At 61.2% G+C, this 25,799-nt stretch carries 23 protein-coding genes; 8 read left to right on the plus strand and 15 right to left on the minus strand.

Features of this window, described 5'->3' with window-relative positions:
- Positions 1 to 229: 229 nt before the first annotated feature.
- The gene (locus tag BLS41_RS04690; RefSeq protein ID WP_171910196.1) at positions 230 to 850 is read left to right on the plus strand and encodes a class I SAM-dependent methyltransferase; all 621 of its coding nucleotides are present in this window, start codon (positions 230 to 232) and stop codon (positions 848 to 850) included.
- Between the two features lie 447 nt (positions 851 to 1,297).
- On the opposite strand, the gene BLS41_RS04695 is transcribed toward BLS41_RS04690, so the two are convergent.
- Positions 1,298 to 2,578 (minus strand): hypothetical protein, encoded by a 1,281-nt coding sequence (locus BLS41_RS04695; protein WP_143026217.1) that lies wholly within the window; start codon positions 2,576 to 2,578, stop codon positions 1,298 to 1,300.
- Between the two features lie 912 nt (positions 2,579 to 3,490).
- On the opposite strand from BLS41_RS04695, the gene BLS41_RS04705 reads away from it, so the two are divergent.
- Complete coding sequence (locus tag BLS41_RS04705) at positions 3,491 to 5,053, plus strand: glycoside hydrolase family 32 protein (protein ID WP_074763235.1); 1,563 nt, start codon at positions 3,491 to 3,493, stop codon at positions 5,051 to 5,053.
- Positions 5,054 to 5,148: 95 nt separating this feature from the next.
- On the opposite strand, the gene BLS41_RS04710 is transcribed toward BLS41_RS04705, so the two are convergent.
- A complete protein-coding gene (locus BLS41_RS04710; protein WP_143026218.1) occupies positions 5,149 to 5,388 on the minus strand; it encodes a hypothetical protein in 240 nt (79 codons plus the stop codon).
- A 223-nt stretch (positions 5,389 to 5,611) separates the two neighbouring features.
- Complete coding sequence (locus BLS41_RS04715) at positions 5,612 to 6,712, minus strand: MraY family glycosyltransferase (protein WP_074763237.1); 1,101 nt, start codon at positions 6,710 to 6,712, stop codon at positions 5,612 to 5,614.
- Positions 6,713 to 6,997: 285 nt separating this feature from the next.
- On the opposite strand from BLS41_RS04715, the gene BLS41_RS04720 reads away from it, so the two are divergent.
- Together BLS41_RS04720 and BLS41_RS04725 are read left to right on the plus strand one after the other, a co-directional pair.
- Positions 6,998 to 8,566, plus strand: a complete 1,569-nt coding sequence (locus tag BLS41_RS04720; protein ID WP_074763238.1) for a methyl-accepting chemotaxis protein — start codon at positions 6,998 to 7,000, stop codon at positions 8,564 to 8,566.
- A gap of 298 nt (positions 8,567 to 8,864) precedes the next feature.
- Positions 8,865 to 10,406 carry a hypothetical protein gene (locus tag BLS41_RS04725; RefSeq protein WP_074763239.1) on the plus strand — a complete coding sequence of 514 codons (1,542 nt, stop codon included), beginning with the start codon at positions 8,865 to 8,867 and terminating at the stop codon, positions 10,404 to 10,406.
- Between the two features lie 71 nt (positions 10,407 to 10,477).
- Here the strand turns inward: BLS41_RS04725 and galE are convergent, their stop codons facing one another.
- The 5 genes from galE to BLS41_RS04750 all read right to left on the minus strand — a co-directional run bounded on the left by galE (position 10,478) and on the right by BLS41_RS04750 (position 15,158).
- Entirely contained in the window at positions 10,478 to 11,500 is a 1,023-nt protein-coding gene (galE, locus tag BLS41_RS04730; protein ID WP_074763240.1) for a UDP-glucose 4-epimerase GalE, read from the minus strand.
- Between the two features lie 13 nt (positions 11,501 to 11,513).
- Positions 11,514 to 12,662, minus strand: coding sequence for a glycosyltransferase family 4 protein (locus tag BLS41_RS04735; protein WP_074763241.1), 1,149 nt, complete (start codon positions 12,660 to 12,662; stop codon positions 11,514 to 11,516).
- A 70-nt stretch (positions 12,663 to 12,732) separates the two neighbouring features.
- Positions 12,733 to 13,563 carry a glycosyltransferase gene (locus BLS41_RS04740; protein WP_074763242.1) on the minus strand — a complete coding sequence of 277 codons (831 nt, stop codon included), beginning with the start codon at positions 13,561 to 13,563 and terminating at the stop codon, positions 12,733 to 12,735.
- Complete coding sequence (locus BLS41_RS04745) at positions 13,560 to 14,822, minus strand: oligosaccharide flippase family protein (protein WP_074763243.1); 1,263 nt, start codon at positions 14,820 to 14,822, stop codon at positions 13,560 to 13,562. Before BLS41_RS04745 ends, BLS41_RS04740 begins: the two co-directional genes overlap by 4 nt.
- A gap of 144 nt (positions 14,823 to 14,966) precedes the next feature.
- Entirely contained in the window at positions 14,967 to 15,158 is a 192-nt protein-coding gene (locus BLS41_RS04750) for a hypothetical protein (RefSeq protein ID WP_074763244.1), read from the minus strand.
- Between BLS41_RS04750 and BLS41_RS04755 the strand changes: the two genes are divergently transcribed.
- The 4 genes from BLS41_RS04755 (at position 15,157) to waaA (ending at position 20,189) form a co-directional block, all read left to right on the plus strand.
- Positions 15,157 to 16,551, plus strand: a complete 1,395-nt coding sequence (locus BLS41_RS04755; RefSeq protein WP_074763245.1) for a phosphomannomutase/phosphoglucomutase — start codon at positions 15,157 to 15,159, stop codon at positions 16,549 to 16,551. The two genes, BLS41_RS04750 and BLS41_RS04755, sit on opposite strands and share 2 nt — an antisense overlap.
- 258 nt (positions 16,552 to 16,809) lie before the next feature.
- Positions 16,810 to 17,811, plus strand: a complete 1,002-nt coding sequence (gene waaC, locus BLS41_RS04760; RefSeq protein ID WP_074763246.1) for a lipopolysaccharide heptosyltransferase I — start codon at positions 16,810 to 16,812, stop codon at positions 17,809 to 17,811.
- A 58-nt stretch (positions 17,812 to 17,869) separates the two neighbouring features.
- Positions 17,870 to 18,754, plus strand: a complete 885-nt coding sequence (locus tag BLS41_RS04765; RefSeq protein ID WP_074763247.1) for a Kdo hydroxylase KdoO — start codon at positions 17,870 to 17,872, stop codon at positions 18,752 to 18,754.
- A 121-nt stretch (positions 18,755 to 18,875) separates the two neighbouring features.
- Positions 18,876 to 20,189: a lipid IV(A) 3-deoxy-D-manno-octulosonic acid transferase gene (gene waaA / locus BLS41_RS04770; protein ID WP_074763248.1), complete on the plus strand. Its 1,314-nt coding sequence runs from the start codon at positions 18,876 to 18,878 to the stop codon at positions 20,187 to 20,189.
- A 114-nt stretch (positions 20,190 to 20,303) separates the two neighbouring features.
- On the opposite strand, the gene ureG is transcribed toward waaA, so the two are convergent.
- The 7 genes from ureG to BLS41_RS04805 all read right to left on the minus strand — a co-directional run bounded on the left by ureG (position 20,304) and on the right by BLS41_RS04805 (position 25,753).
- Positions 20,304 to 20,948, minus strand: coding sequence for an urease accessory protein UreG (gene ureG / locus BLS41_RS04775; RefSeq protein WP_074763249.1), 645 nt, complete (start codon positions 20,946 to 20,948; stop codon positions 20,304 to 20,306).
- A gap of 11 nt (positions 20,949 to 20,959) precedes the next feature.
- Positions 20,960 to 21,640, minus strand: a complete 681-nt coding sequence (locus tag BLS41_RS04780; RefSeq protein WP_074763250.1) for an urease accessory protein UreF — start codon at positions 21,638 to 21,640, stop codon at positions 20,960 to 20,962.
- The gene (gene ureE / locus BLS41_RS04785; protein WP_074763251.1) at positions 21,627 to 22,325 is read right to left on the minus strand and encodes an urease accessory protein UreE; all 699 of its coding nucleotides are present in this window, start codon (positions 22,323 to 22,325) and stop codon (positions 21,627 to 21,629) included. Before ureE ends, BLS41_RS04780 begins: the two co-directional genes overlap by 14 nt.
- A 2-nt stretch (positions 22,326 to 22,327) precedes the next feature.
- On the minus strand, positions 22,328 to 24,034 hold the full coding sequence (gene ureC, locus BLS41_RS04790) for an urease subunit alpha (protein WP_074763252.1): 1,707 nt from the start codon (positions 24,032 to 24,034) through the stop codon (positions 22,328 to 22,330).
- A 49-nt stretch (positions 24,035 to 24,083) separates the two neighbouring features.
- On the minus strand, positions 24,084 to 24,389 hold the full coding sequence (locus tag BLS41_RS04795; protein WP_074763253.1) for an urease subunit beta: 306 nt from the start codon (positions 24,387 to 24,389) through the stop codon (positions 24,084 to 24,086).
- Between the two features lie 33 nt (positions 24,390 to 24,422).
- Entirely contained in the window at positions 24,423 to 24,725 is a 303-nt protein-coding gene (gene ureA, locus BLS41_RS04800; protein ID WP_011487082.1) for an urease subunit gamma, read from the minus strand.
- Between the two features lie 215 nt (positions 24,726 to 24,940).
- On the minus strand, positions 24,941 to 25,753 hold the full coding sequence (locus BLS41_RS04805; protein WP_074763254.1) for a transporter substrate-binding domain-containing protein: 813 nt from the start codon (positions 25,751 to 25,753) through the stop codon (positions 24,941 to 24,943).
- Positions 25,754 to 25,799 lie beyond the last annotated feature (46 nt).

Consider the following 25,799-nt stretch of genomic DNA (forward strand, 5'->3'; position numbering starts at 1 on the left):
AGAGGTACGAAGAGTTGGAAAGGTCTGCGGAAGTTAGTGAGTCCGCATTATTCGAATCGCTAAGAACGTTTCCGGTCGATGTGGTCGGAGCGCTTCTGATGAATATCCCCAGAAAGTACGTGGCACTGAGGAAGTATCTGCCAAGTATGGCGACTCCGGAAGTTCAGAGACACTGGACGGGGGATGCTGGCCTTTCTCTTCTGCTGCAAAGTTGTGCGTTCGTGCGTTCGTGCGCTCGGTTCGCGAAGGGTTCCATTTATATACCGGTCGCCCGCTCAATGGCGAGCCGGTGTTGGATTACGGGTGCGGCTGGGGACGCTTGCTTCGGTTGATGCTTGCGGTGACGGGACCCGAGAATTTGTTTGGCTGCGATCCTTGGGATAAATCGCTCGAGGCTTGCGACGGCAATCATGTACGCGCGAACATCGCGCTATCGGACTACCTGCCGACTGATCTTCCGTTTCCGGGCAAAAAGTTTTCTCTCATCTACGCGTTTTCTGTCTTCACGCATTTGTCCGAGCGAGCGGCGACCGCAGCGCTTTCCGCCTGTCGTAAGCACATTGCCGACGACGGCATGATGGCGATCACAGTCCGCCCGGCTGCCTACTGGGATTGCGACCCGGCTGTCGTGGCGGCCCGAAAGAGCGCAGCCCTCAAGCTCGAGCACGAGCGAAAGGGCCTTGCGTTTCTCCCGCATGACCGGGAAGCGATCGACGGCGATATCACTTACGGCGATGCGTCGCTGTCGATTGAATTCATCGAGCGTCGTTGGCGGGATTGGAAGGTCGTCGGCACCGACCGGCTCCTGTTGGATAAGATGCAGACAATCGTGTTCCTGACGCCGCGATAACGATTGCCAACTCAAACGCCAAAGTTGGGCAGCGCAAATACCACCTTGGTGTCGCTGGGTCCGTATCGAAACATGCCTGTTGTCACTGCCCAATTCTTGGTGCTCGTCCCTCTAGCGGAGGGCTGAATTGCTTGCAGGCAGGCGGCTTGCAGAGGTACGACCGCTCACCATTATCATGAGGCGTAAAACCGGAGATTTGAAGAGCGGTAGTCCGGTTGGAGGGTGGGGCGCCGGAAGAGCAGTGGCTTCGAGCGGGGGAGTGAGAAGACCGGGGATCGTGTTTTCGACGAAGCAGACTGGAACTGAGCGACATTCCCCGGCGATGATTGGTGAGGTACGCCGGGATAGGTGTTTGGGCAATGACAAGATCTGGATTCGAGGGCGCGCGCCACCGGATTTGAAGGTAACGGAAATCCTGATCGACGCGTCCGTAAGAATCGCTATTGCTCAGCGAGAGCCGCCATACAATGTCGCGCCGTCTGCTCTGAATGCAGTGATTCCATTCGCTACATCAGAGCGGTTTTGGGGTGTGTCGATGGTGAAGTCATTTACGTAGGTGTCAGCCAACACTTTCGCATCAGTACCGGCTTGAAGCGCCTGGACGATTTGGGTCTGGTGTTCGCCAGCACTGTTTACCACGCTATAGCGCCATTGAGCATTTTCGATGAAGGCAATGTAGAACATCGCGGCTAGCGCAATGCCAACGAGTGAACTCGCACGATCTGGCAACCACTTCGAAACAATTAACCAAGAGCACACTGGAATAAACACGGACATCAATCCGTAGTGCATTCCAAGTACGTTGTTCCATTCTCCCTGAGCTTTTGACCGCCCCACCGCTACGGATATCATGACCATTAACGATGCGAGTGCGGCAATAGCCAGTACATAATCATCAAGTGTAAGACTGCGGCTTTTGAGTTTTTGAGCCATGAACGCAAGCATGCCGGTTAACAGAAGTGAGACGGTAAGGAATGCGAAAAAAGTGTTCTGGAAAGACAATACCCCCATAGATGCAGGTACCAAGCTGTATATGTACCGGATGAACACCCGCGAATTAATTCCGCCGACTGAAGAAGCAGCTGACGGCACCCATTTGACCCAGATCAGCGCGCCGATCGCAAGAACGACCGCGAACATCGCGATCGCAGGGACGTTTCGCGGCGTAGTTCTGGGGTAGAACAGCCACACGAGCATGCCGATGCTCTCCGTGATGGCAAATAGAACGCCGTTCATCCCGCAGAGAGAAGCCGCCAGAAGCGCAAGGGCGGCGCCTGAGAGAAAGCCGTTTTTCGCTTTTTGCGTGTAGTGGAACGAGAAATAGATGAACAGCGTCATGAAAAACACTGAGGATAGAAACTGAAACTGGAAGCCCCACAGGCTGTATCCGACGCCGTAGTGCAGGAGCGCGAACGGGATAATCAGATCGCCGACTCGCAGATAGCCGCGGTAAGACTTCGCTACATATAGAAGCATTGCCGAGGTAGCAACGCCCATCAGGTAATTGACGGCAACGAGATATCGGAAATCGAACCCTGCCGCGCGAAGAATAAAAAAATTTGATAGTTTCTGGATCGGAATACGATGGTCGACGTGTTGCGCGAAAGCCCACGTTATCCAGTTGTGCAGCGAGGTGAATTTAAGAGGAAGCGCGTAGATCCAGTCATCGGCGTAGGCGTACGTACGGGCGGAAGCCTGGAAGGATCTGGGTGAAGAACTCGACCGCAATCATTGTTACGACTGCAGCGAATAGAAGTTTCATCGGTCTGGTCCGCTTCAGAGCCAGCTCTTGTTTGACAAATAGCGTTTCCACGCCAGCCAAAACCGCCAGGATCAAGATGCAGATTGCAGTAAAGTCAGCAAAATTAAAGGACATTTTTTTGCCCGAAAATTTCTGAGTGCCAAGCCCGACCGATATTTTTGATGACGCCCTGCAGATGGCGCGTGCAACGCGCGCAGTTGTCGAACAATTGTATAACCCGAGCAAAGAGGTGTGTAGCCCGGCCATTGCGGCGCTTGCTATTTCGCATTTCCGCGCGCGATGAAGTAATTTTTTCCAGCTACCGTGCCTTCAATGTGCTCTTATTGCCTTTTGTAGTTTTAACGGTTTGGCAATGCATCTCTCGGTAATCCTCAATTTGAAGGGCGGATCTCTTCTGATTGTCGGTACTTAAACGATTGTGACGAGGAGCTGACGGACAGCATGAACCGAGCTTCTATACGTTTGTGTCACGGCCTCACTTCCGAAACAATTTATCGATGGATCTCGGATAGTTCGCGGTTTGGGAAGCTCAATCGCGCGGCAGCGGTTTTTTGAAAATGTCCAGCCAGTTGTGTGTCGCGTCTCGCGCGTTTTGGCACCGTTTTTCGTTCCCGGTTTCACAGTTGACCGCCACGGCTTCGCAACTTTTTGACACGGCGCTAACGGAGCGTCTTTCCCGGTGAAAAAACACTGAGATAGGTGCTCAGTTCAATGGGGCGACAAGAATTCTGCTCAGGTGATGAGCCAGCGAAGACTTCTGATCAGCACGACAGAGGAGCCGGGCGTCAGGGTGCGGATAGTAAAAATCGACATCTGCTATGATCGCGACGCCAAATACACCCTGATAGTGACGCGTCGCGTCAGCAAGAAGACGTCGCATGAAAAAACTGCTAGCAATCGCGTTCCTTGGTCTAAGCCTTTTCTCCAGTATTACTCCGGCCGCCCAAGATCGACCTGACTATCACTTCACCCCTCACAGCGGGTGGATAAACGACCCCAACGGCCTTATTGAAAGCGGCGGTGTCTATCACCTCTTCTATCAATTCTATGACGGTGGCTGGGCGCTAAAGGACGGTAGATTTAAGAGCAGCACCGAATGGGGCCCTATGCATTGGGGACACGCCACGAGTACTGATCTGGTTCATTGGCATCAAATGCCAATCGCCCTTTACCCGGATAAGAAAATCGGCACGAGTGAGGTCCAGGGGATGATCTTCTCCGGGAGTGTTGTGCTGGATCGCGACAACACAAGTGGGCTGGGTTCCAAACAACGACCTCCCATGGTTGCTGTCTACACAGAGGCTGATACTTTCGGACCGGGCAGCGGCCAACGGCAGGCAATTGCCTACAGCGTAGACAACGGAACCGTCTGGAAGAAATACGCAGGGAATCCTGTACTTCCTTATAACAACACGGAGACATTCCGGGACCCGCAAGTGTTCTGGTTTGGCGCCGCGAACAAATGGGTTATGGTTATCTCATGCGGCGATCGCGTTTGTTTCTACAATTCGCCGGATTTGAAGCACTGGGCAGAAGTCGGAGACTTTGGAAAGGCCGAAGTGGGCGTCGGCGTTCCGTGGGAGTGTCCCGATTTGTTTCCGCTTCAAGTCACTCACGATGGGAAAACGGAAACCAAATGGGTACTTGTCGTCAGTGTGCAACATGGCGCACCCACCGGGTCGTTCGGGACTCGATATTTCGTGGGCGACTTCGACGGAAAGACATTTAAAAATTCGGCGCTACCATCCGACGTCAAGTGGCTCGACTACGGAAGCGACTATTACGCAGGCCGTACCTGGACTCCATCTCGAAGCGACCTCAAACACCGTATCGCTCTCGGATGGATGGCGAACTGGAGCTACGCGAAGACACTTCCGACAACCCGATATCGCGGATCAATGACCGTTCCCCGAGAGTTGTCGCTTCAGTACGATGGATCAGGGTACTACCTCGCGCAACGACCAGTCCCGTCTGTGCAGAAGAGGCTCAATTCACACAAAATCGATGTCAGGATCGATGACAGTCATAAATCCCAATCCATCACGACTGGGACCGTTGCTCAAATTAACGTTGACTTCAAAATCACTCCGGGCAGCAACAAGCTTGAGTTCGAGCTTTTCAAGACCGGTCAGCAACAGGTATCGATAGCGTACGACGTCACGAAGTCAGAGATTTCCGTTGACCGGCGTAACTACGCGGGCTACAGGTTCAAGACTGACGACAGCCCACAAAGCGCACATGTCGTCCCCCAAAACGGTCATCTGACGATTCAGGCACTGTTGGATCGGAACTCGGTGGAACTGTTCGTCAACGATGGACGAGTCACGTTCACAAACTTGATTTATCCAGAAGACACGTTGACACAAACATCGGTGATCTCCGCGACTGGAAGTCGTCTGCCTGTGTCACCCGCGCAGAAATCGAGTGCTCTGGCACCCTGACATCGGCGAGCCGCGACCCGCTTGCGGATCTGGAGCATGTCAGTTTTCAGGCAGACGTGATGGACGTAACTGAGCCGCGTCTCCGCTCGATGCGATTAATAATCGCCCGTCATGCTTTGCGGTATGAAGCCCAGGTGGCAGGCAGCGGCACCGCATTTCGCAGCAGCGCAAGGCTGTGTTGCCGGACGCTTGTAAAGCCGCGAGCGCGTCAGCTTGACAGGATGCCAATGCAATGCCGGATTGATTCGCGTCACCGTACGCAAAAGACGGATGATCACGGCAGGATCGAGGACACCGCATCGATCAAGGTCCGGCATTGATGTGCGAAGTTCCATGGAGGCGTCGTGCTGAGTTGCCGTTTCAAGTATCCGCACCTGAGACGGCATGTGTAGGACGTCGGGCTCGTGCACCTCGACAGCAATTTTCAGAGAGCGCGCACCTCATGCGCCAGATGGTGGCCGCCCCGCCACCGATGCGTTCAGCGTGAAAATATGAAGGCTATCGGAGATAGTTTGTCGTAAAGAGCATGCCGCGGGCTGTCCGCGAATCCTATGATAATTACCGCTTCGTCTTCCGCACCACCATCCACCGTGGGGACTTGAAGCGCACGATGCTCATGTAAAGCCACACATAAGTCGCCGCGAACACCACCACGAAGCAGAACAGATGCAGCGTATGCCGCCAGAACAACGTCGCCGGCACGACTGCGATCAGACACAGCAGCCACAAATACGGCGACGTCAGCGAGTTGCGGCGCGTCAGTTCGCGCGCGGTGCGCGTGCCGACCGCCCAGCGCATCAGCCGCTTGTAGACCAGCATGTGCAGATGCACGCCGTCGGGAATGCCCGGCGACATCCCGCGAATGAATTTTTTGCGGTAGATCGAGAAGCACGTCTCGAAGATCGGGTACATGAACAGCAGCACCGGATACCACGCCGACACGTCGCGGTTGCGCATCACCAGCATGATCGACAGCTCGGCGAGCATGAAGCCGATGAAGTACGCGCCGCCGTCGCCGAGAAAGATCAGCCCCGCCGGGAAATTCCAGATGAAGAATCCGAGCACCGCGCCCATCATCATGAACGACGCGGACAGCACGATCGGATCGGACACCTGGAACGCCACGTAAGCAAGCGACGCGAACATCATGAACGCGACCATCGACGCAAGACCGTTGAAGCCGTCGATGATGTTGATCGCATTCGCGAGCGCCGCCACCGCCAGAACCGTGACCACGAACGAGATTGCCGCGTACGAGAGCAGGAAGTCGAGCGGCGGCACGCTGATGCGCGTGACCGCGATATCGAGGAACCAGAACGCGAGCGCGGCAGCCGCCATCGTGCAGACGAGACGCGCGAGCGGCGACACGCGCTTGGTCAGGTCTTCGACGAGGCCGGAGCCGAACGCCGGCATGCCGCACGCGATCAGCCCGAGAATGCCGCCCGACACGGCCGGATACGCGTGATGCAACTGCACGGCCGACACGATCAGCCCGAGCAGAATCCCCGTTCCGCCGATACGCGGCACCGGATGCACGTGAAATTTCTGGACGCCGGCCAGATCGGTGTCGGTGGAGAATTTTTCATGCAGATGCGCATAGCGCACGATCAACAGCGTGATCAGCAGTGAAACGAGAAAGCCGAGCGCAAAACTAAGCATGAAAGTGGGCCTGAGCGAAGACGCCGAATTATACAAACGAAACCGCTGACGCCCAGAAAGCGGCGAGTTGCAGCGCGCGCCATCGAATGCGCGGGATATCCCAGATAGTGAAGCTGGAACTGCCTGAAAAGCCGCGCCAGTTATGGATTTCACCTATGCAGGCGGAGTCCGGCGAGGTCGTTAATCTGGATGCGGCGAAGTGTAAGTTATGCACAACAAGACCAGGTACGCACACGGCCGCTGCTTTGCCGCAGTTCTATAAGACGTTCCGGAGAGAGAGACCCCATGCTTAACAACATCACCATTCGTGGCGGATTGACGCTGGTCATCAGCGTTTTCGTCGCGTTCCTTCTAACCGTGATCGGCGTCGGTTACGGTGCGCTCAAGCTTGCCAATGGCAGCCTCGATGCCACGCAGCGCAATGCCGCCGCGCTCTCGCATCTGAAGGCGAGTTCCGAGAAGCTGTTGCAGGTGCAGCTTGCGCTGGGCACGTATCAGACGCTGTTCAGCGTCGGCAAGCAGACCGACGACCTGTTGCCGGCCGCGCACAAGGTGCTGGTCGAATCGAACAACGATTTCCGCAACTACATGGCCGGCCCGTTTGCCAGCGACGAAGAACGCAAGCTCGCGCAAAGCGTCGAGCAAGCCCGCTCGGCACTCGTCGATAAGGCGATCGAGCCGGAGTTCAAGGCGCTCACCGATTTCGACTTCAATACATTCCGCAATATTCAGGGTGATACGGCGAACAGCTTCTACGCGACCTATGCGAAAGCCATCGGCGCACTCGAACGCGCGCAGATCGACACACAGCATCAGCAGTCCATCACCGCTGCGGGTCACTTCCAGTTCGCGACGCTGCTGTTCGCGGTGGTCGGCGTGATCGCGCTCGTGATTGGCGTGGTGGCACGGATCGCGTTGTCGGCCGCGCTGATCAAGCCGGTCAACGCGACCGTCAAGCATTTCGAGCGGATCGCGTCGGGCGATCTGACGAGCACGATCAAGGTCAAATCGCGTAACGAAATGGGCCAGTTGCTCGGCGCGCTGACGACGATGCGCGACGGCCTCGTCCAGACGGTCGCGAAGGTGCGCGGCAGCACGAGCGCGATTACCCAGGGCGCGAACGAAATCGCGGCGGGCAATGCGGACCTGTCCGCGCGTACCGAGCAGCAGGCGGCGGCGCTTCAGCAGACGGCGGCGAGCATGGAGCAACTGTCGGCGACGGTGAAGCAGAACGCGGACAACGCGAAGCAGGCCAACCGTCTCGCGCACGGTGCGCTGGACACGGTGACGCGCGGCGGCACGGTGGTGTCGCGCGTGACCGAAACGATGGACCGGATCAGCGAATCGTCGCGCAAGGTGACGGAGATCATCGGCATGATCGAGGGGATCGCGTTTCAGACCAACATTCTCGCGCTGAACGCGGCGGTCGAAGCCGCGCGCGCTGGCGAGCAGGGGCGTGGTTTCGCGGTAGTGGCGTCGGAAGTGCGCAGCCTCGCACAGCGTTCGGGCGCGGCGGCCAAGGAGATCAAGGAGCTGATCGGCGAATCGGCGTCGAAGGTCGAAGAGGGCGCGTCGCTCGTATCCGCCGCGCAGAAGACGATTCACGAAGCGATGAGCGCGGTCGAACGCGTGACCGGCGTGATGAGCGAAATCGAGGCATCGGCACTGGAGCAGAGCGACGGCATCGAACAGGTCAACAAGGCCGTCTCGCAGATCGACGAGGTGACACAGCACAACGCGGCGTTGGTGGAGCAGGCTGCTGCGGCCGCGAAGACGCTGGAAGAGCATGCGGTTGCACTGCGCGATGCGGTGTCGGTGTTCCAGCTCGATGCAAGCGATGCGATGGTGGCCTGAACGGGCCATTGAGAAGCTGCGCCGCTGCGGCGGCGCATCCATGACATGGGCCGCGTTTGGCCACGTTTGCCCGCGTTTGCCCAATTTCGCCCGCGCAGCCGGCTAGAGGCTGGCGGGCCGAACGCGACCTGCACGCGACTCAAACGCAACGTCGTCACCGCGCGTTCAGCACAATCCCCACCCGGTTCGCACTCACCGCTACTTTAGAATCCTGTTTTCCATAGCCGCCTTCGCTCGCCGCCGATACACCGGCGCCGCATCACAGCGAGGTGCGATAAGAAACGAAAACAGGTGGTCCATGCTGAAAAAGTGGCTGGCTTTTTGCGCCCCGGTGCTTTGCATCGCGCTGTTCATCATCGTGTTCGGGCGGACTTATGCGTCGGTCCCGCTTCACGAGATTGGGGATTTCGCAGCCAACTCGTTGCTGGTGCAGGATGCGCGGCATCTGCACCTTCTCGTCGGCCACTATTCGCGGGTCGGCTTCAATCATCCCGGTCCCGCGCTTCTGTATGTGCTGGCGGCCGGGGAGTCGATATTTTTCGATCTGACCCATTTGACCGTCTCGCCATTTGCCGGTCAGATTTATGCGGTGGCGCTGCTTTCCGGCTTCTGGATCGTTGCCATCGGCACGCTGTTACGGCGGATGCAAGGCTCGCTCGCGAGCGCTGTGATCACGACCGCGCTGTTTGCCGGCGTCACCGGCTACCTCAATTTCCAGGCATTCGCGGGACCGTGGTTTCCGCATATGTACTACTTCGCGTTTGCCGCTTTCACCGTGGCGGTCGCTTCGTTGATCATGGGGCGCGCGGATGGCCTCGTGCTGCTCGCCGTGAGTCTCGGCTTCCTGTTGAACGGACATGTATCGTTTGTCGGCGTGACGGCGGTGATGCTTGTCTGTGCGCTCATCGCGAATGCGTTGTTGGGGACGAAGGCGAATGCGCAAGGCACATGGGTACTGAGCCGCGCCTATCTCACGCGGAACTGGCGGATCGTCGCCGTCTCGGTGGCGATCGTGGCGTTGTTTCTTTTGCCGCTTGCCATCCAGACGGTTCTGCACTTTCCTGGCCCGGTCGCCGATTACGCCACGTTCGCGCATGCGCATCATGCAAACCGCCCCGCAGATGCCGCGCGCTTTGCGGGCCTCTTCTGGAATAACGGCCTGTTTGGCATCCTGTTCGGCGCGGTGGTTTGCGCGGTGCTGGTCACGAACAATCCCGCGCGAGACAGCGAAGGCCGCGTCGCCCCCGAGCGGGCCTTGGCGCTGGCACTGGCGAGCGCGACAGCCGGCTTCCTCTTCTATGCCGTATTCGGCGTCGACGATCTATCTCTGACTTACGTCGGCATTTTTTATTACGCGATTCCCGCGCTCGCGCTGACGTTGTTGCTCAAGCGCCTGGTGGACAACGTGACGGTCGCGAACACGCGCGTCGCGGCGGTCGTCTGCGTTCTCGCGTGTGCGTTCACCGCGCTGCGCATTCATCAGATTCCCGAAAACGTCGCGCAATACGACGAGCCGCAAATTCCCGCCGCGTACGCAGCCATCAACAAGCTGGCAGGCGGAGCAAACAGGCTCGTCTTCGATCTCGACGGCTCGGCGCAATGGGAGAGGCTGTGGCCGACGCTGGTCGGTGTGGAAGCGTATGCGCGACGCCAAGGCAGCACGCCGTTCTGTATCGCGGATAACTGGCAGCTTCTGTTCACGAAGGCCGCGCGTTGCACGCCGGATCAGATCCGCAATGCCAGCGGTCGCTTTCTGGTGTCGGCGGTGCCGAAAGAGGGATTGGTCAGCGCCGCGAACGTCGCGGGCCTGTATTTTTATCCGCGTGAGGCGGTGAAGTAAAACCGTCGTGACAGCACCGGGCACTGGAGCGCACTCAGCGTGCGCTCCAGTGCCCGTGCCTTTTCAGCCAATCACGCAAAGCCGCGCGGATTGCTCGACTGCCAGCGCCAGTGATCCGCGCACATCCGCTCGATGCCGTACTGCGCACGCCAGCCAATGATCTTCTCCGCGGCCGCCGGATCGGCGAAACACGACGCGACATCACCCGGACGGCGCGCCACGATCTCGTAAGGCACCGGCTTGCCCGACGCCTTCTCGAACGAACGCACGACATCCAGCACGCTGTAGCCCTGACCCGTGCCGAGATTCACCACGAAGCTCGCATCGCGTTTGACCAGCGCGTCGAGCGCGGCAAGGTGCCCGCGCGCCAGATCGACCACGTGGATGTAGTCGCGCACGCCGGTGCCGTCGGGCGTTTCATAATCGCCGCCGAACACGCGCAGCTTTTCAAGCTTGCCGACCGCCACCTGTGCGACATACGGCATCAGGTTGTTCGGAATGCCCGCCGGATCTTCGCCGATCAAACCGCTCTCGTGCGCGCCGACTGGATTGAAGTAGCGCAGCGTGGCGATTCGCCACGACGGATCGGCGAGTTCCAGATCGCGCAACACCTGCTCGGCGATCAGCTTCGACTGCCCGTACGGATTGGTGGCCGACAGCGGGAACGATTCGTCGATCGGCGAGCTTTTCGGCACGCCATAGACCGTTGCCGACGAACTGAACACGAACTGCTTCACGTTGCGATCGCGCATTACGCCGAGCAGCGCCAGCAGGCTGCCGACGTTGTTGCTGTAGTACTCGATCGGCTTTGCGACCGACTCGCCGACCGCCTTCAACGCGGCGAAGTGAATCGCGCCGGTGATCGGGTGCGCGTCGAAAATGCGGTTGAGCGCGGCTTCGTCGCGTGCATCTTCTTGGTAGAAGGTCACGGCGCGGCCGGTGATCTGTTCCACGCGCCGCAGCGATTCGCGGTTACTGTTCACGAGATTGTCGATTACCACGACGTCATAGCCGCCGTTGAGCAATTCGACACAGGTGTGCGAGCCGATGAAACCCGCGCCACCCGTTACCAGAATCGTGCCCTTCGTGGTCATGCTGTTTGCTCCGTTAAAGTAAAACGCCCGTCATTTTCTGCACCAGGTCTTTATACGTTTCGACGACGACCCGTTCGTCGAATTCTTCCGCGACTTTCTGTCGGCCGCGTTCTGCCATTGCACGGCGCTCGGCGCCGCTCATGTCGAGCATTTGCGCAAGACGCGAAGCAAGACTCTCCGCGTTGCGCACTTCACACAGCAATCCGTTGACGCCTTCGGCCACCACCTCGCGGCAGCCGGGCACGTCGGTCGTGACAATCGGACGGCCCATCGCCGACGCTTCCATCAGCGTACGCGGCACGCCTTCACGATACGACGGCAGCACGATGCAGTCGGCATCGGCGATAAAAGGCCGCACGTCGTGCGCCTCGCCAAGATAGTCGATGACACCTTCGCGTTCCCACGCGGCCACTTCGTCGCGCGTGATGGCGCTGGGGTTGTCGACGCCGACCGGCCCGAGCAACTGGAAGCGCGCATGCGGGTAACGTTCGCGCAGCCGCCGCGCCGCTTCCACGTATTCGCCGACGCCCTTGTCCCACAAGAGCCGCCCGATCAGCACGAAGCGGAAATCAGCGCGCTCGGGCAGCGGCGTGAACGCGAACTGTTCGAGATCGACACCCTCGCCGTGCAACAGACGCGCACGCTCAGGATGCACCAACAAATTTCCGTCGACAAACGCCGCCTGATCGTCGCGATTCAGAAACCAGACCTCGCGCGGGAAACGGAACGCAAAACGATACAGTTTTTTCGCGACCTCTGCGGCGCGGCTCTGCTGGATGAACACGTAGCCGAGCCCCGTCGTGACCGCCACCGACTGCACGCCCGCCAGCTTCGCCGCGATCGAGCCGTAAATATTCGGCTTGATCGTGTAGTGAAACACGACATGCGGACGGATTGCCCGATATTGACGGTACAGCGAGTACAGCGTGTGAAGGTCGTCGCGCGGACTCGTGCCTTTCGAGGCAACCGGCAATTCGATGCAGCGGCAACCCATCGCGGTGAGCAGCTCGAACGTGCGGTCGCGCGGCGCGAGCACCGTCACGTCGACACCGCGTCCGACCAGCATGCGGATCAGCCCTTGCCGATACGTATAGATTGCCCACGCGGTGTTACAGACGAGTGTAATGCGCAGTGCGGGCGTCGACTTCAGGGCAGGCTTCATGCGGAACGGGACCGGCGGTTAGGCGAAAAATGAGTGGAGTGTGAAGCGGGTGATGCTTGAGATACATGCGCTAGCGGCTCGCTCGCGGCGCGAGCATCACGCGTTTGACCCGCTGCAACGCGCGATACGGCGTCACCAGATGCAGCAGGTTCTTCGCGAGCCCGAGCCAGTCGTACAGATTCGCGACGTTGAAGTAGCGCAGTTGCAAACGCAGCGTCGACATGATCTGACGCCGCCGCCTGGTCGCGCTGATGCCGCCTTCGTTCAGTTCGTAGTAGAGCCCGAGTTCCGGCAGATTCGCGCAATCGTAGCTTTCCATCAGACGCACAAACAGATCGAGGTCTTCGGCGGAACGATACTCCGCGCGGTAGTTGCCGACTGTGCGCACGGCCTCGATACGCAGCATCATCGAAGGATGCGCGAGGCATGAACGCATAAAGCGCATGCGGCGAATCGCGGCCGGTTCGGCGGGCGGCGTCAGCATGAAAAGCGGCTCGCCCGCGCGCGTGACGACCTGCGTCCACATGCCGAGCCCGGCCACGTGCGGATGCAGTTCCATAAACACGCGCTGCTTCGCGAGCCGCTGTGGCACGCTGCGGTCGCCCGCGTCGATTCGCGCGGCATAGCGGAAACCGCGCTGCGCGAGCGCGTCGATACCGGTTTGCAACGCACGTTCGATGCCGCCGTTCTGCGGCATGCGCAGCACATCGATTTTCATATTGCCGATGGACGGCGCGACGATCGGCGGCGTGCTGCCGTCGTCGACGATCAGTACGTGCACCAACGCACTTTCATCGAAAGAGGCGAGCGTAAGATCGACATCGGCTTGCCCGTTGTACGCGGGCATGAGTACGGCAACATCGTCGAGCGATATTTGCGCGGTGGCGGATGCAGTCGTCATGAGCGCAATTTGAAACGGATGTAATAAAGATTAACCGACGCCGCCGCCAGATAGCCCACCGCGAGCCCGACCAGCGCGCCGTAAGCCCCGAGCCGTGGGATTGTCAGCAGATTGACCGCGAACGCGACGGCCAGCGCGAACAGCCACTTGGCCAGCAGGACGAATTTCGCCTGGTACTTCAACACGATAAGATTGCCGATCGCTTCGATGCCGGCAGGCACGGACAGCCACACGGCCCAGCGGAAGATCTCGATCGCGCCTTCGAAGTCCGGCCCGAACACGCGTCGAATGATCAGGCCGGCCAGCAGGTCCAGCACGATCGCGCCGCTCACCATCAACACGGCGGTCATCGCGGTGAGGCGCCACATGTTGCGGCGCAGTTGCGCGGCGTCCTGCACGCGGTAGACGAAAGCGGGTGCGATGGTTTGCGCGAGCATCAACGCGAGCGTGATCCAGTTTTCGTTCAACTGCTGCGCGGCGGAATAGCGGCCGAGGTCCGCGAAACTGATCGCGCGTTCGAGCATCAGGCGGTCGAGTTTCAGGAACAGATACATACAGATCAGGCCGAGCCAGAACACGGTGCCGGCGCTGGCGAAATGTTTGAACAGAGAGCGGTCGAGATGCCAGCCGAGTTGACCGCCGTGTCGCCGGATGAAATAGATCAGCAGCACGGCGCCGATGGCGGCGGATTCGAGCGCCCACAGCCAGCCGAAGCGTGCGGGCGTAGCCGCCGCGCGCACCAGCAGATAGACGCAGGCCGCCTTGAGCACGGCGGTGCTCATGCTGGTCAGCAACTGCGGCTTGCTGTACGTCATGCTTTGCAGCCACGCGTTGATCACGCCGACGAACGGTTCGCGAAACAGCATGGTCACCGCGAGGCCGGCGAGCATCGCGCCGACCAGCGGATCGAAGAAGTGCAGGGCGATGCCGAGCCACGTGAGCAGCAGCGCCGCAACAGACACCGAAAAGCGCAACGCGAAAGCGCTGCCGAGCACGGTGCCGAGTTGTGCGGGCGGCCGGTTGACGATGGTCGGTACGAGGATTTCGGCGCCGCACACCCAGGTGATCGGCGAGAGCACCAGCAGCAGCGTATTGGCGTATTGCCATTTGCCGAATACGTCGGCTCCGAAGTAACGCGCCAGCATCCCGCTGATCACGATCGCCACGCCGATCTGCGTGAGCCTTTCGAGGCCCAGCCAGACGATGTTCGTAAAGGCGCGTGTGACGTCGGGATTGGCGAAGCGTTTGAGCGTCAGCATCCGTTCGCCGCCCGGTCCGCCGGCAGGGTCTGGGCGGTGCGCTGTGCGGTGCAATACACAGCGGCAGTTTGCGCGTTTGCCCACCTGGCCGACTGTCGCGGCAACTTAACAAAAGGAGGGCGTCTAAGCATTAGAATGGCGCTATCAGGCAGTCCGAAAAGCGCAATTATAAGTTGGAACCGGATCGCTTCCGGCAAGGGCGTATCGCAGGGTTTTATCGGCAGTTTTCAGCTCTGGTTTCATCGTGAGTTTCGTCATAAGTCTCAGCGCGATTTTTACCGATTCAATCCCGGTGCGCCGGTCAAAATTTTCCATTGCACGCAAGTGAGCCAACATGATCTCCAAATCCATTTTCAAGGCGTATGACATTCGTGGCGTAATCGGCAAGACGCTCGACGCCGACGCCGCGCGGTCCATCGGTCGCGCGTTTGGCAGCGAAGTGCGGGCGCAAGGCGGCGACGCGGTGGTGGTCGCGCGCGACGGCCGTCTGTCGGGTCCCGAGCTGATTCAGGCGTTGTCCGACGGTCTGCGTGCGGCCGGTGTCGACGTGGTCAACGTCGGCATGGTGCCGACGCCGGTCGGCTACTTCGCGGCCAGCGTGCCGTTGCAGCTGGATGGCGGCGAACGCCGTGTCGATTCGTGCATCGTCGTGACGGGCAGCCACAATCCGCCCGACTACAACGGCTTCAAGATGGTGCTGCGCGGCGCGGCCATTTACGGCGAACAGATTCTCGCGCTGCATCAGCGCATCGTCGATGAAAACTTCAGCGACGGTAGCGGCACGTACACCGAATACGACATCGAAGACGCCTATCTCGACCGCATCACGAGCGACATCAAGCTCGCGCGCCCGATCAAGATCGTCGTCGATACCGGCAACGGCGTCGCCGGCGGCCTCGCGCCGAAGCTGTTCAAAAAGCTCGGCTGCGAACTGGTCGAACTGTTCACCGAGATCGACGGCAACTTCCCGAACCATCACCCGGACCCGGCTCACCCGGAAAACCTCCAGGACGTGATCCGCGCGTTGAAGGAAACCGACGCTGAAATCGGCTTCGCGTTCGACGGCGACGGCGACCGCCTGGGCGTCGTCACCAAAGACGGTCAGATCATCTACCCGGACCGTCAGCTGATGCTGTTCGCCGAAGAAGTGCTGTCGCGCAACAAGGGCGCGCAGATCATTTACGACGTGAAGTGCACGCGCAACCTGGCCAAATGGGTAAAGGACAAGGGCGGCGAACCGCTGATGTGGAAGACCGGCCACTCGCTCGTGAAGGCGAAGCTGCGTGAAACCGGCGCGCCGCTGGCGGGCGAAATGAGCGGCCACGTGTTCTTCAAGGACCGCTGGTACGGTTTCGACGACGGCCTGTACACGGGCGCGCGTCTGCTCGAAATCCTCACGCGTGTCGAAGACCCGAGCAAGCTGCTGAACTCGCTGCCGAACTCGAATTCCACGCCGGAACTGCAACTGAAGCTCGAAGAAGGCGAAAACTTCGAACTGATCGCGCGTCTGCAGCAGAACGCCCAATTCACCGGCGCGGACAGCGTGCTGAAGATCGACGGTCTGCGCGTCGAGTACCCGGACGGCTTCGGTCTCGCGCGTTCGTCGAACACCACGCCGGTCGTGGTGATGCGTTTCGAAGCCGACAGCGACGAAGCGCTCAAGCGCATCCAGGAAGACTTCCGCCGCGTGATTCTCGCGGAGAAAGCGGACGCGAAGCTGCCGTTCTAAACGTTATCAACGTTCAGGCGTTTCAGCACCGACTGCGCGGTTCGGGTTGAGCCGCCGTCATAGCCGAACGCGGCGCGGGTTTCACTTACCGCGCCGCGTTTTTTCATGTGAATCACATACGACGCGTTAAAATTGCGGTCCTCGTGAAAAAACGCCGGGATATCCCGGGTTTTTCATCCTTAAGGAGCCTGGCGCGAAGCGCGCGGGCTGGGAACTCTTTCAACGCATCTTCGGGCCGGATAGCCGGTTTTCCCTCTCTTGAGCGTGCAAAAGATACTGATCGTGAGGGTGTCGTCACTGGGCGACGTCGTTCACAACATGCCGGTGATCGCCGATATCCGACGCCGCCATCCCGATGCCCAGATCGACTGGCTCGTCGAAGAAAGCTTCGTCGGCCTCGTGCAACTCGTCACGGGCGTGCATCGCGCGATTCCCGTTTCGCTGCGGCGTTGGCGCAAGCGCATTCTGTCGGCGGCGAACTGGCGCGAGATCGGCGCATTCCGCCGTGCGCTCGCTGCCGAGAACTACGATCTCGTGATCGACTGCCAGGGCTTGATCAAGACCGCGTGGGTCGCGAGCATGGCGCGCGGGCCGGTGGTCGGCCTCGCGAATCGCACCGACGGCGCGGGCTTCGAATGGCCGGTGCGTTTCTTCTACGACCGGCGCGTGCCGATCGAGCCGCGCACGCACGTGGTCGAACGCACGCGGCAACTGGTGGCGGCGGCGCTGAACGACCCGCAGCCGCAACCCACCGACGAGATCGACTTCGGTCTCGACACCGGGCGCGCGGCGCTGGCGTTGTCGGAGGCGAATCTGAACCTGCCGGTGCCTTATGTGGTGTTCGTGCATGCCACGTCGCGCGCCGACAAGCAGTGGCCCGATACCGCGTGGATCGAACTCGGACAGTCGCTGGTTCGGCGCGGGGCGTCGATCGTGTTGCCGTGGGGCAGCGAAGAAGAGCGCGCGACCAGCGAGCGGCTCGCGAAGGAATTCGGCGCGGCGGCCATCGTGCCGCCAAAGCTGTCGCTGCCCGCGGTGGTCGGCCTGATCGAAGGCGCGGCCGCGACCGTCGGAGTTGACACAGGTCTGGTTCACATCGCCGCAGCGCTGAAGCGGCCCACGGTCGAGTTGTACAATTTCTCGACCGCGTGGCGCACCGGCGGTTACTGGTCGCCGAACGTCGTCAATCTCGGCTCGGCCGGGCAGTCGCCTACGCTGCAACAGGTCAAGTCGGCGCTGGCCGGTTTCGGCCTGCTGTAAAACGACAACATCCGCCGGCGCGCTTCGCCTTACGCTCCATCCGTTCTCAAGGGCGACCATGAACGAAACCCAGATCATCGAAGTAGCGAACGCCGACTGGCACGGACAGCACCTGTCCGTGCCGCGCGAGACGCTGCTCGCCGGCGTCGAACGCGGCAAAGTGCTGTACTTCCCGAATCTGCGTTTTGCGATCGAAGGCGGCGAAACCGCGCTGCTCGATCCGAAACTGGCCGATCCGAATCGCAAGAACATCAGTCTCGAACCGAATGGCGGCGCGTTGCATGGCGTGGCGGGCGACGCGGTGACGCAGTCGGCGGTGCGTGCGTTGATCGCGCGTTATCAGTCCAATGCGCGCACGCTGGTCGACGGACTTTTCCCCGAATACAACGGCAAGTTGCGAGTCGCGCCGACGAGCCTGCGGCTGCATCAGGTCGAGACGCGCGAAACCTCGTGGCGCAAAGACGATAGCCGTCTGCACGTGGATGCTTTCCCGTCGCGGCCCAACTACGGCGAGCGCATTCTGCGCGTGTTCACCAACGTCAATCCGCATGGCGCGCCGCGTGTATGGCGCGTGGGCGAGCCGTTCGAAGACATGGCCAAACGCTTCCTGCCGCGCATCAAGCCGCAAATGCCCGGCTCCGCGTGGCTGCTGAATCTGCTGCACGTGACCAAATCGCCGCGCAGCGAATACGACCATCTGATGCTGAATCTGCACGACGGCATGAAGGCCGATCTCGACTATCAGAAGTCGAGTCCGCAAGAAACCATGCCGTTTCCGCCGGGCTGCGTGTGGGTGTGTTTCTCCGATCAGACGTCGCATGCGGTGATGTCCGGCCAGTTCATGCTGGAGCAGACCTTCTTCCTGCCGGTCAAGGCGATGGCGCAGCCCGAGTGCGCGCCGCTTGGCATTCTCGAGCGCCTGAAGGGCAGGGCGCTGGTTTGAGCGCCGCGGTCTTTGGAGCGGGTGGGCGGAGCGGGTCGGCGGCTACGGCGTTGGCATTGGCATTGGCATGGGCTGCATCGGCGGCGCGTGCGGTTAAGCGCTTCAACCACGTGGAGCGCTCATGCTGAGGATGATTTACAACGCGCTCTGGTGGCTGATCGCGCCGATTGCGGTGCTGCGTCTGTTGATCCGTTCGCGCAAGGAGCGCGGCTATCGCGAGCATATCGGCGAGCGCTTCGGTTATTCGCGCGGCCGCTTGCCGGAAGACAACGCACCGCTGATCTGGGTGCATGCGGTATCGGTCGGCGAGACTCGGGCCGCGCAGCCGCTGATCGACGCGTTGCTGAAGGCTCGTCCCGACGCGCGCATTCTGCTGACTCACATGACCCCGAGCGGCCGTGCAACCGGCACGGAGATCTTCGGCGATCGCGTATTGCGCTGCTACGTGCCGTACGACATGCCGCATGCGGTGCGGCGCTTTTTGCGCGCATGGCGGCCGTCGCTCGGTCTGGTGATGGAAACCGAAGTGTGGCCGACGCTGATCGACGAATGCCGTCGCGCGGATGTGCCGCTCGTGCTGACCAATGCGCGGATGTCGGCGCGTTCTTTCAGGCGAGCGGCGAAGTTTGGCGGCGCGACCAAAGACGTGTTCGGCGGCTTTGCGCGTGTGCTCGCGCAGAGTCCATCGGATGCGGAGCGCTTGACCTCGCTCGGCGCGCGCAATGTCGCGGTGCTCGGCAATCTCAAGTTCGATATGAGTACGCCGCCGGAGCTGGTCGCACGCGGCCATGCATGGCGCGCGGCGATTGGCGCGCGGCCGGTGTGGGTCGCGGCGAGCACGCGCGAAGGCGAAGAGGAGCTGGTGTTGCAGGCGTTCGCCGCGCTCAACGTCGACGATGCGCTGCTGATTCTGGTGCCGCGCCATCCGCAGCGGTTTAACGAAGTCGCGGCGCTGGCCGGCAAGGCGGGGCTGCGCGTGGAGCGTCGCTCGAACTGGGCGCCGGATGCGAAGGTGGCGTCGGCGGCGGTGACGTCGACTGGCGGCGTGCCCGCTTTGCCCGCCGACGTGAACGTGATGTTAGGCGACTCGATGGGCGAGTTGGGCGCTTACTACGCGGCGTCGGATCTGGCGTTTATCGGCGGGAGTCTGTTGCCGCTGGGCGGGCAGAATCTGATCGAGGCGTGCGCGGTGGGCGTGCCGGTGCTGATCGGGCCGCACGTGTTCAATTTCACCCAGGCGACGGCGGATGCGGTCGCGGCGGGCGCGGCGCTACAGGTTCAGGACCCCGCCGATCTGGCGCGTGCGTTGCGCGAACTGTTCGGCGACAAGGCGCGGCGGCTGGCAATGGGTGGCGCGGCTTCGGCGTTCGCCGCGCGTCATCGCGGCGCGACGGCGCGGACGGTGGACGTGTTGATGGCGGTGTTGCCGGAGTGAGGATGGAAGGGCGAAGGGGCGCGATATCAGCGCCCCTTTGGTCATACACGGCAGCCAGGATCGCTACCGCTGCCTTCGGCAACACGGGCGCAATCAAGCGCCCACGACCTCACCTCACACCTTCAACAATCCCTTCTTCTCGATAAACTTCACCACCTCGGCGAGGCCATCGAGCGCCTTCAGATTCGTCATCACGAAAGGCCGCTCGCCGCGCATTTTCTTCGCGTCTGAGGCCATCACATCGAGATTCGCGCCGACCATCGGCGCGAGGTCCGTCTTGTTGATCACCAGCAGATCCGACTTCGTAATGCCGGGGCCGCCCTTGCGCGGAATCTTCTCGCCGCCCGCGACGTCGATCACGTAAATCGTCAGATCCGACAGTTCCGGGCTGAACGTCGCCGCGAGGTTATCGCCGCCCGATTCGATGAACACGATATCGGCATCCGGAAACCGCGTCAGCATGCGGTCGACCGCTTCGAGGTTGATCGACGCGTCTTCACGAATCGCCGTATGCGGACAGCCGCCCGTTTCGACGCCCATGATCCGCTCAGCGGGCAACGCACCCGCCACGGTCAGCAGACGCTGGTCTTCTTTCGTATAGATGTCGTTGGTGATCGCGACGAGGTCGTACTGATCGCGCATCGCCTTGCAGAGCATTTCGAGCAGCGTGGTCTTGCCCGAGCCGACCGGTCCGCCGACGCCCACGCGCAGCGGCGGCAGCTTTTTCGTACGTGAGGCGGGATGATGAGGTGCGTTCATGATGGATCGATTTATGAGCGAAAAAGCCGCGAATATTGCGACTCGTGGCGCGCCGACAGAATGCCGAGTTGCGGCGCGAAAGTGTTGATGTTGGCCGGCGGCGTAGCCAACGCGCGCGTGACGGCGGCGTCGATCGGTCCGCGCAAGGCGACGATGATCCGCTGCCCCGCGAGTTGTCCCAGAGGCACGGCCTTCAACGCGGCTGCCGCCTGGTTTTCCACCCAGCTGAACGCGTAGGCGGCGAGGGTGGCGTCGGTGGCGGCGTCGTGTGCGTAGGCGGCGAAAGCGAACGCGGTGGGCTGTGCGAGCGGCGTCATCGACGCGAGTGTCGCGCGTCGGTCCGCGTCGCCCCATTCGAGCGATGCACACAGTTGCCGCAGCGACCAGCCCATCTGTTCGGTCTCACGCCGCAATTCCGCCGACTCGCGGCTCGCGAGGAATTCGCGGTTGGCTTCGGCGAGACCTGCTGCGTCGTGCGAGCGCCAGCGTTCCATTTGGTGCGCGAGAAACGGCAACTCGCCGCGTGCGAGCACGTCGGTGAGGCCGCTCGCGATCCAGTCGCGAGCGGAATCGGCGTCGGTGATCAGTTGCGCTTCGATGGCTGCTTCGAGACCTTGCGAGTAGCTGAACGCGCCGATCGGCAGCGCCGGCGACGCGAGATGCAGCAGTGCAGTGAGTTCAGCGATGCGCATGGTGGTGATGCGCGTGGCCGCAGGATTCGTCGTGGACGTGGCCGTCGTGTTTGTGGTCGCCATGCTCGTGCGAATGAGCTTTCCCATGCTCTTGCGAATGCTCATGGTGCGCGTGGCCGCAAGACTCGTCGTGGACATGGTCGCCATGGTCATGCGAGTGCCCATGCCCGTGATGCTCACCAAACACCTGCTGCGCGAGCGCATAGTCTTCGGCGAAGGTCTCGTCGTGACCGTGCTTATGACCGCCGCCGTAAGCGCCGGATTCCGGCTGGAATGGCATCGACACCTGATCGACTGTCGCGCCGATTCGCTTGAGCATATCGGCCAGCACCGGGTCGTATTCGAGCTTCAGATAATCTGTGCCGACTTCGACCGGCGTGTGCCGGTTGCCGAGGTGATACGCGGCGCGCGTCAGCGTCAGCGCATCTTTCGCGCGCACGACCAGCACAGCTTCCGCCGCGGCGACCACACGCACGAGGCCGCCGTCGTCCGCCACCAGAACATCGCCGTCGCGCAGCACCGTACCGCGCGGCAACAGCAGCGCGACTTCTTCGCCGCTGTCGAGCGTGGCGGCGAGCCGGCTTTTACGGCGCTCGTCGAAAGCGAGCGTCAAGCTCGGCGCCCGCTTCACCAGAACCGGCGCGAGCTTCAGATGCGGCGCCAGCAATTTGTCGAGAGTACGCATGCTCAGAACAGGAAGTAGCGTTGCGCCATCGGCAGAACGGTGGCGGGTTCGCAGGTCAGCAGTTGCCCATCGGCGATCACCTGGTACGTCTCGGGATCGACGCTGATAGCAGGACGCCACGCATTGTGAATCATGTCCGCCTTCGAGATATTGCGGCAATTTTTTACCGCGACGATGCGCTTGCTCAAGCCATAACGTTCGGCCACGCCCGCATCGGCGGCCATTTGCGACACGAAGGTCAGCGACGTGCGCCCCAATGCGCCGCCGCGCGTCGCGAACATCTCGCGATAATGCACCGGCTGCGGCGTCGGAATCGACGCGTTCGGGTCGCCCATCTGCGCCATCGCGATCATGCCGCCCTTCAGGATCAGCGACGGCTTGATGCCGAAAAATGCCGGTTCCCAGAACACCAGATCGGCCCACTTGCCCGGCTCGATCGAGCCGACTTCATGCGCGATGCCGTGCGTGATGGCGGGGTTGATCGTGTACTTCGCAACATAGCGTTTCGCGCGGAAATTGTCGTGACGCGCGCTGTCTTCGGGCAGCGCACCGCGTTGCACCTTCATCTTGTGAGCGGTTTGCCACGTGCGAATAATCACTTCGCCGACCCGGCCCATCGCCTGCGAATCCGACGACAGCATCGACAGCGCGCCGAGGTCGTGCAGGATATCTTCGGCGGCAATTGTTTCGCGGCGAATCCGCGATTCGGCGAACGCGATGTCTTCCGCAATCGACGGGTCCAGGTGATGGCACACCATCAGCATGTCGAGATGCTCTTCAAGCGTGTTGATCGTGTACGGCCGCGTCGGATTGGTCGACGACGGCAACACGTTCGACTCGCCGCACACCTTGATGATGTCCGGCGCGTGACCGCCGCCCGCGCCTTCGGTGTGATACGTGTGGATCGTGCGGCCCTTGAACGCGGCCACGGTCGCTTCGACAAAACCCGCTTCGTTCAGCGTGTCCGTGTGAATCGCGACCTGGGTGTCGGTGTCGTCGGCGACGCTGAGGCAGTTGTCGATCGCGGCGGGCGTCGTGCCCCAGTCTTCGTGCAGCTTCAGGCCGATGGCCCCCGCCGCGATCTGCTCCAGCGCCGGTTGCGGCTGGCTCACATTGCCCTTGCCGAGAAAGCCGAGATTCATCGGATAACCGTCGGCCGCCTGCAGCATGCGTTCCATATGCCACGGGCCCGGCGTGCAGGTCGTCGCATTAGTGCCGGTCGCCGGGCCGGTGCCGCCGCCGAGCATCGTCGTCACGCCGCTCGCGAGCGCTTCTTCGATCTGCTGCGGACTGATGAAGTGAATGTGCGTATCGATGCCGCCCGCCGTCACGATCAGCCCTTCGCCCGCGATCACTTCTGTCGATGCGCCGATCGCAATCGTCACGTTCGGCTGGATGTCGGGATTGCCCGCCTTGCCGATCGCGGCGATGCGGCCGTTCTTGATGCCGATGTCGGCCTTGACGATGCCCCAGTGATCGAGAATCACCGCGTTCGTCACGACCGTATCGACCACGTCGGCGTGCACGCGTTGCGACTGGCCCATGCCGTCGCGAATCACCTTGCCGCCGCCGAATTTCACTTCTTCACCGTAGGTTGTGAAGTCGCGCTCGACTTCGATCAGCAACTCGGTATCGGCGAGGCGCACACGGTCGCCGGTGGTGGGGCCGAACATCTCCGCGTATGCGCGGCGGCCAATGCGTAATGTCATGGTATGGGTCCGAAGTAAGCAGGGCAGGCAGCGGAGCGCGTGGCGCGCATCACAGCTTGCCCATTACCTTGCCGTTGAAGCCGTAGACGATGCGGTCGCCCGCCAGTTCGACCAGCTCGACCGTGCGTTCCTGGCCGGGCTCGAAGCGCACGGCGGTGCCCGCCGCGATGTTCAGCCGGAAGCCGCGCGCCGCTTCGCGATCGAACGACAGCGCGTCGTTCACTTCGTAGAAGTGGTAGTGCGAGCCGATCTGCACCGGCCGGTCGCCGGTATTCGATACGACCACCGTGACGGTCGCGCGGCCCACGTTGAGTTCGTGTTCGCCGTCGTCGGTGAGGAGTTCGCCGGGGATCATGGAGCGTGCCTTGGTTCTTGGATGATTGCGTGATCAGGGAATTGGGTGATGGACGGTGACGAGCTTGGTGCCGTCCGGGAACGTGGCTTCCACCTGAATGTCGGGGATCATCTCCGGCACGCCTTCCATCACGTCGTCGCGCGTGAGCAGTGTGGTGCCGTAGTGCATGACCTCGGCGACGGTCTTGCCATCGCGCGCGGCTTCCATCAGCGCCGCGGTGATGAAGGCGATAGCTTCCGGGTAGTTCAGTTTGAGGCCGCGGGCGCGGCGCCTTTCGGCGAGTAGCGCGGCGGTGAAGATCAGCAGCTTGTCCTTCTCGCGAGGTGTCAGCTTCATCGAATGGTTGCGTTCAGTGGTGACGTCTTGAAGACGGTCGTTGCGCCAGCTCCGCACGGAACGGGCAACGACAATGTTAGGCACGGCGCGTGACGGCTGTCATCACGTGCTGGCACAGGATGACGGGATGAGTCCGCGACACGCGCGATGCCGGATGGGCCAGCCACGGTATCAAGTCCGCCTAACAGCGTGCTTACAAAATAGCATGACGGGCGTTACAGATCGGCGGGTAGCGGTGCGCCGAACCATTTCTTCGACATCGTGTTGAGCGTGCCGTCCTGGCGGGCCTGCGCAATCGCGGCATTCACTTTCTGCTGCAGACGCGACTCGCTCTTGTTCATACCGACGAAACACGGCGAATTCTTGATGACGAACTTCGGCTCCGGGCGGCGCGGCGGATTCTTCGCGATGATCGCGGCCGCGACGATGTTGCCGGCGGCGATCAACTGCACCTGGCCAGACAGGAACGCGGCGATGGTCGCGTTGTTGTCCTCGAAACGTTTGATGGTCGCGTTCGGCGCCATTTGCGTGAGACCGATTTCCTCGAGCGCGCCGCGCGTCGCGCCGACGGTTTTGCCCGTCAGGTCGGCGGGGCCGGTGACCTTGATGTCGGCGGGGCCGAACACGCCCTGGTAGTAAGGCGCATACGCGGTCGAAAAGTCGATCACCTTCTCGCGCTCGGGCGTCTTGCCGAGCGACGAGATCACCAGATCGACCTTGCCGGTCTGTAGATACGGAATGCGGTTCGCGCTGTTGACCGGCACGAGTTCGAGCTTCACGTTCATCGACTTCGCGAGGAACGCGGCGGTGTCGATGTCATAGCCCTGCGGCTTCATGTCGGGGCCGACCGAGCCGAACGGCGGATAGTCTTCCGGCACCGCCACTTTCAGCACGCCGGCCTTGGCGATGTTGTCGAGCGTATCGGCGTGAGCGGCGATGGCGTGAAAGGCGAGGTGCGCGATCACAGGCACGGACAGTAGCGCGACGAGAAACGCGCGACGCAACGAGCGAGGAGTGGTTCGTTTCATGTTGTGTGAGCGGTGGAAGTGACGAGCCGGTGGCTGCCGTCAGGAT

Source organism: Paraburkholderia fungorum, assembly GCF_900099835.1.
GTDB lineage: Bacteria > Pseudomonadota > Gammaproteobacteria > Burkholderiales > Burkholderiaceae > Paraburkholderia > Paraburkholderia fungorum_A.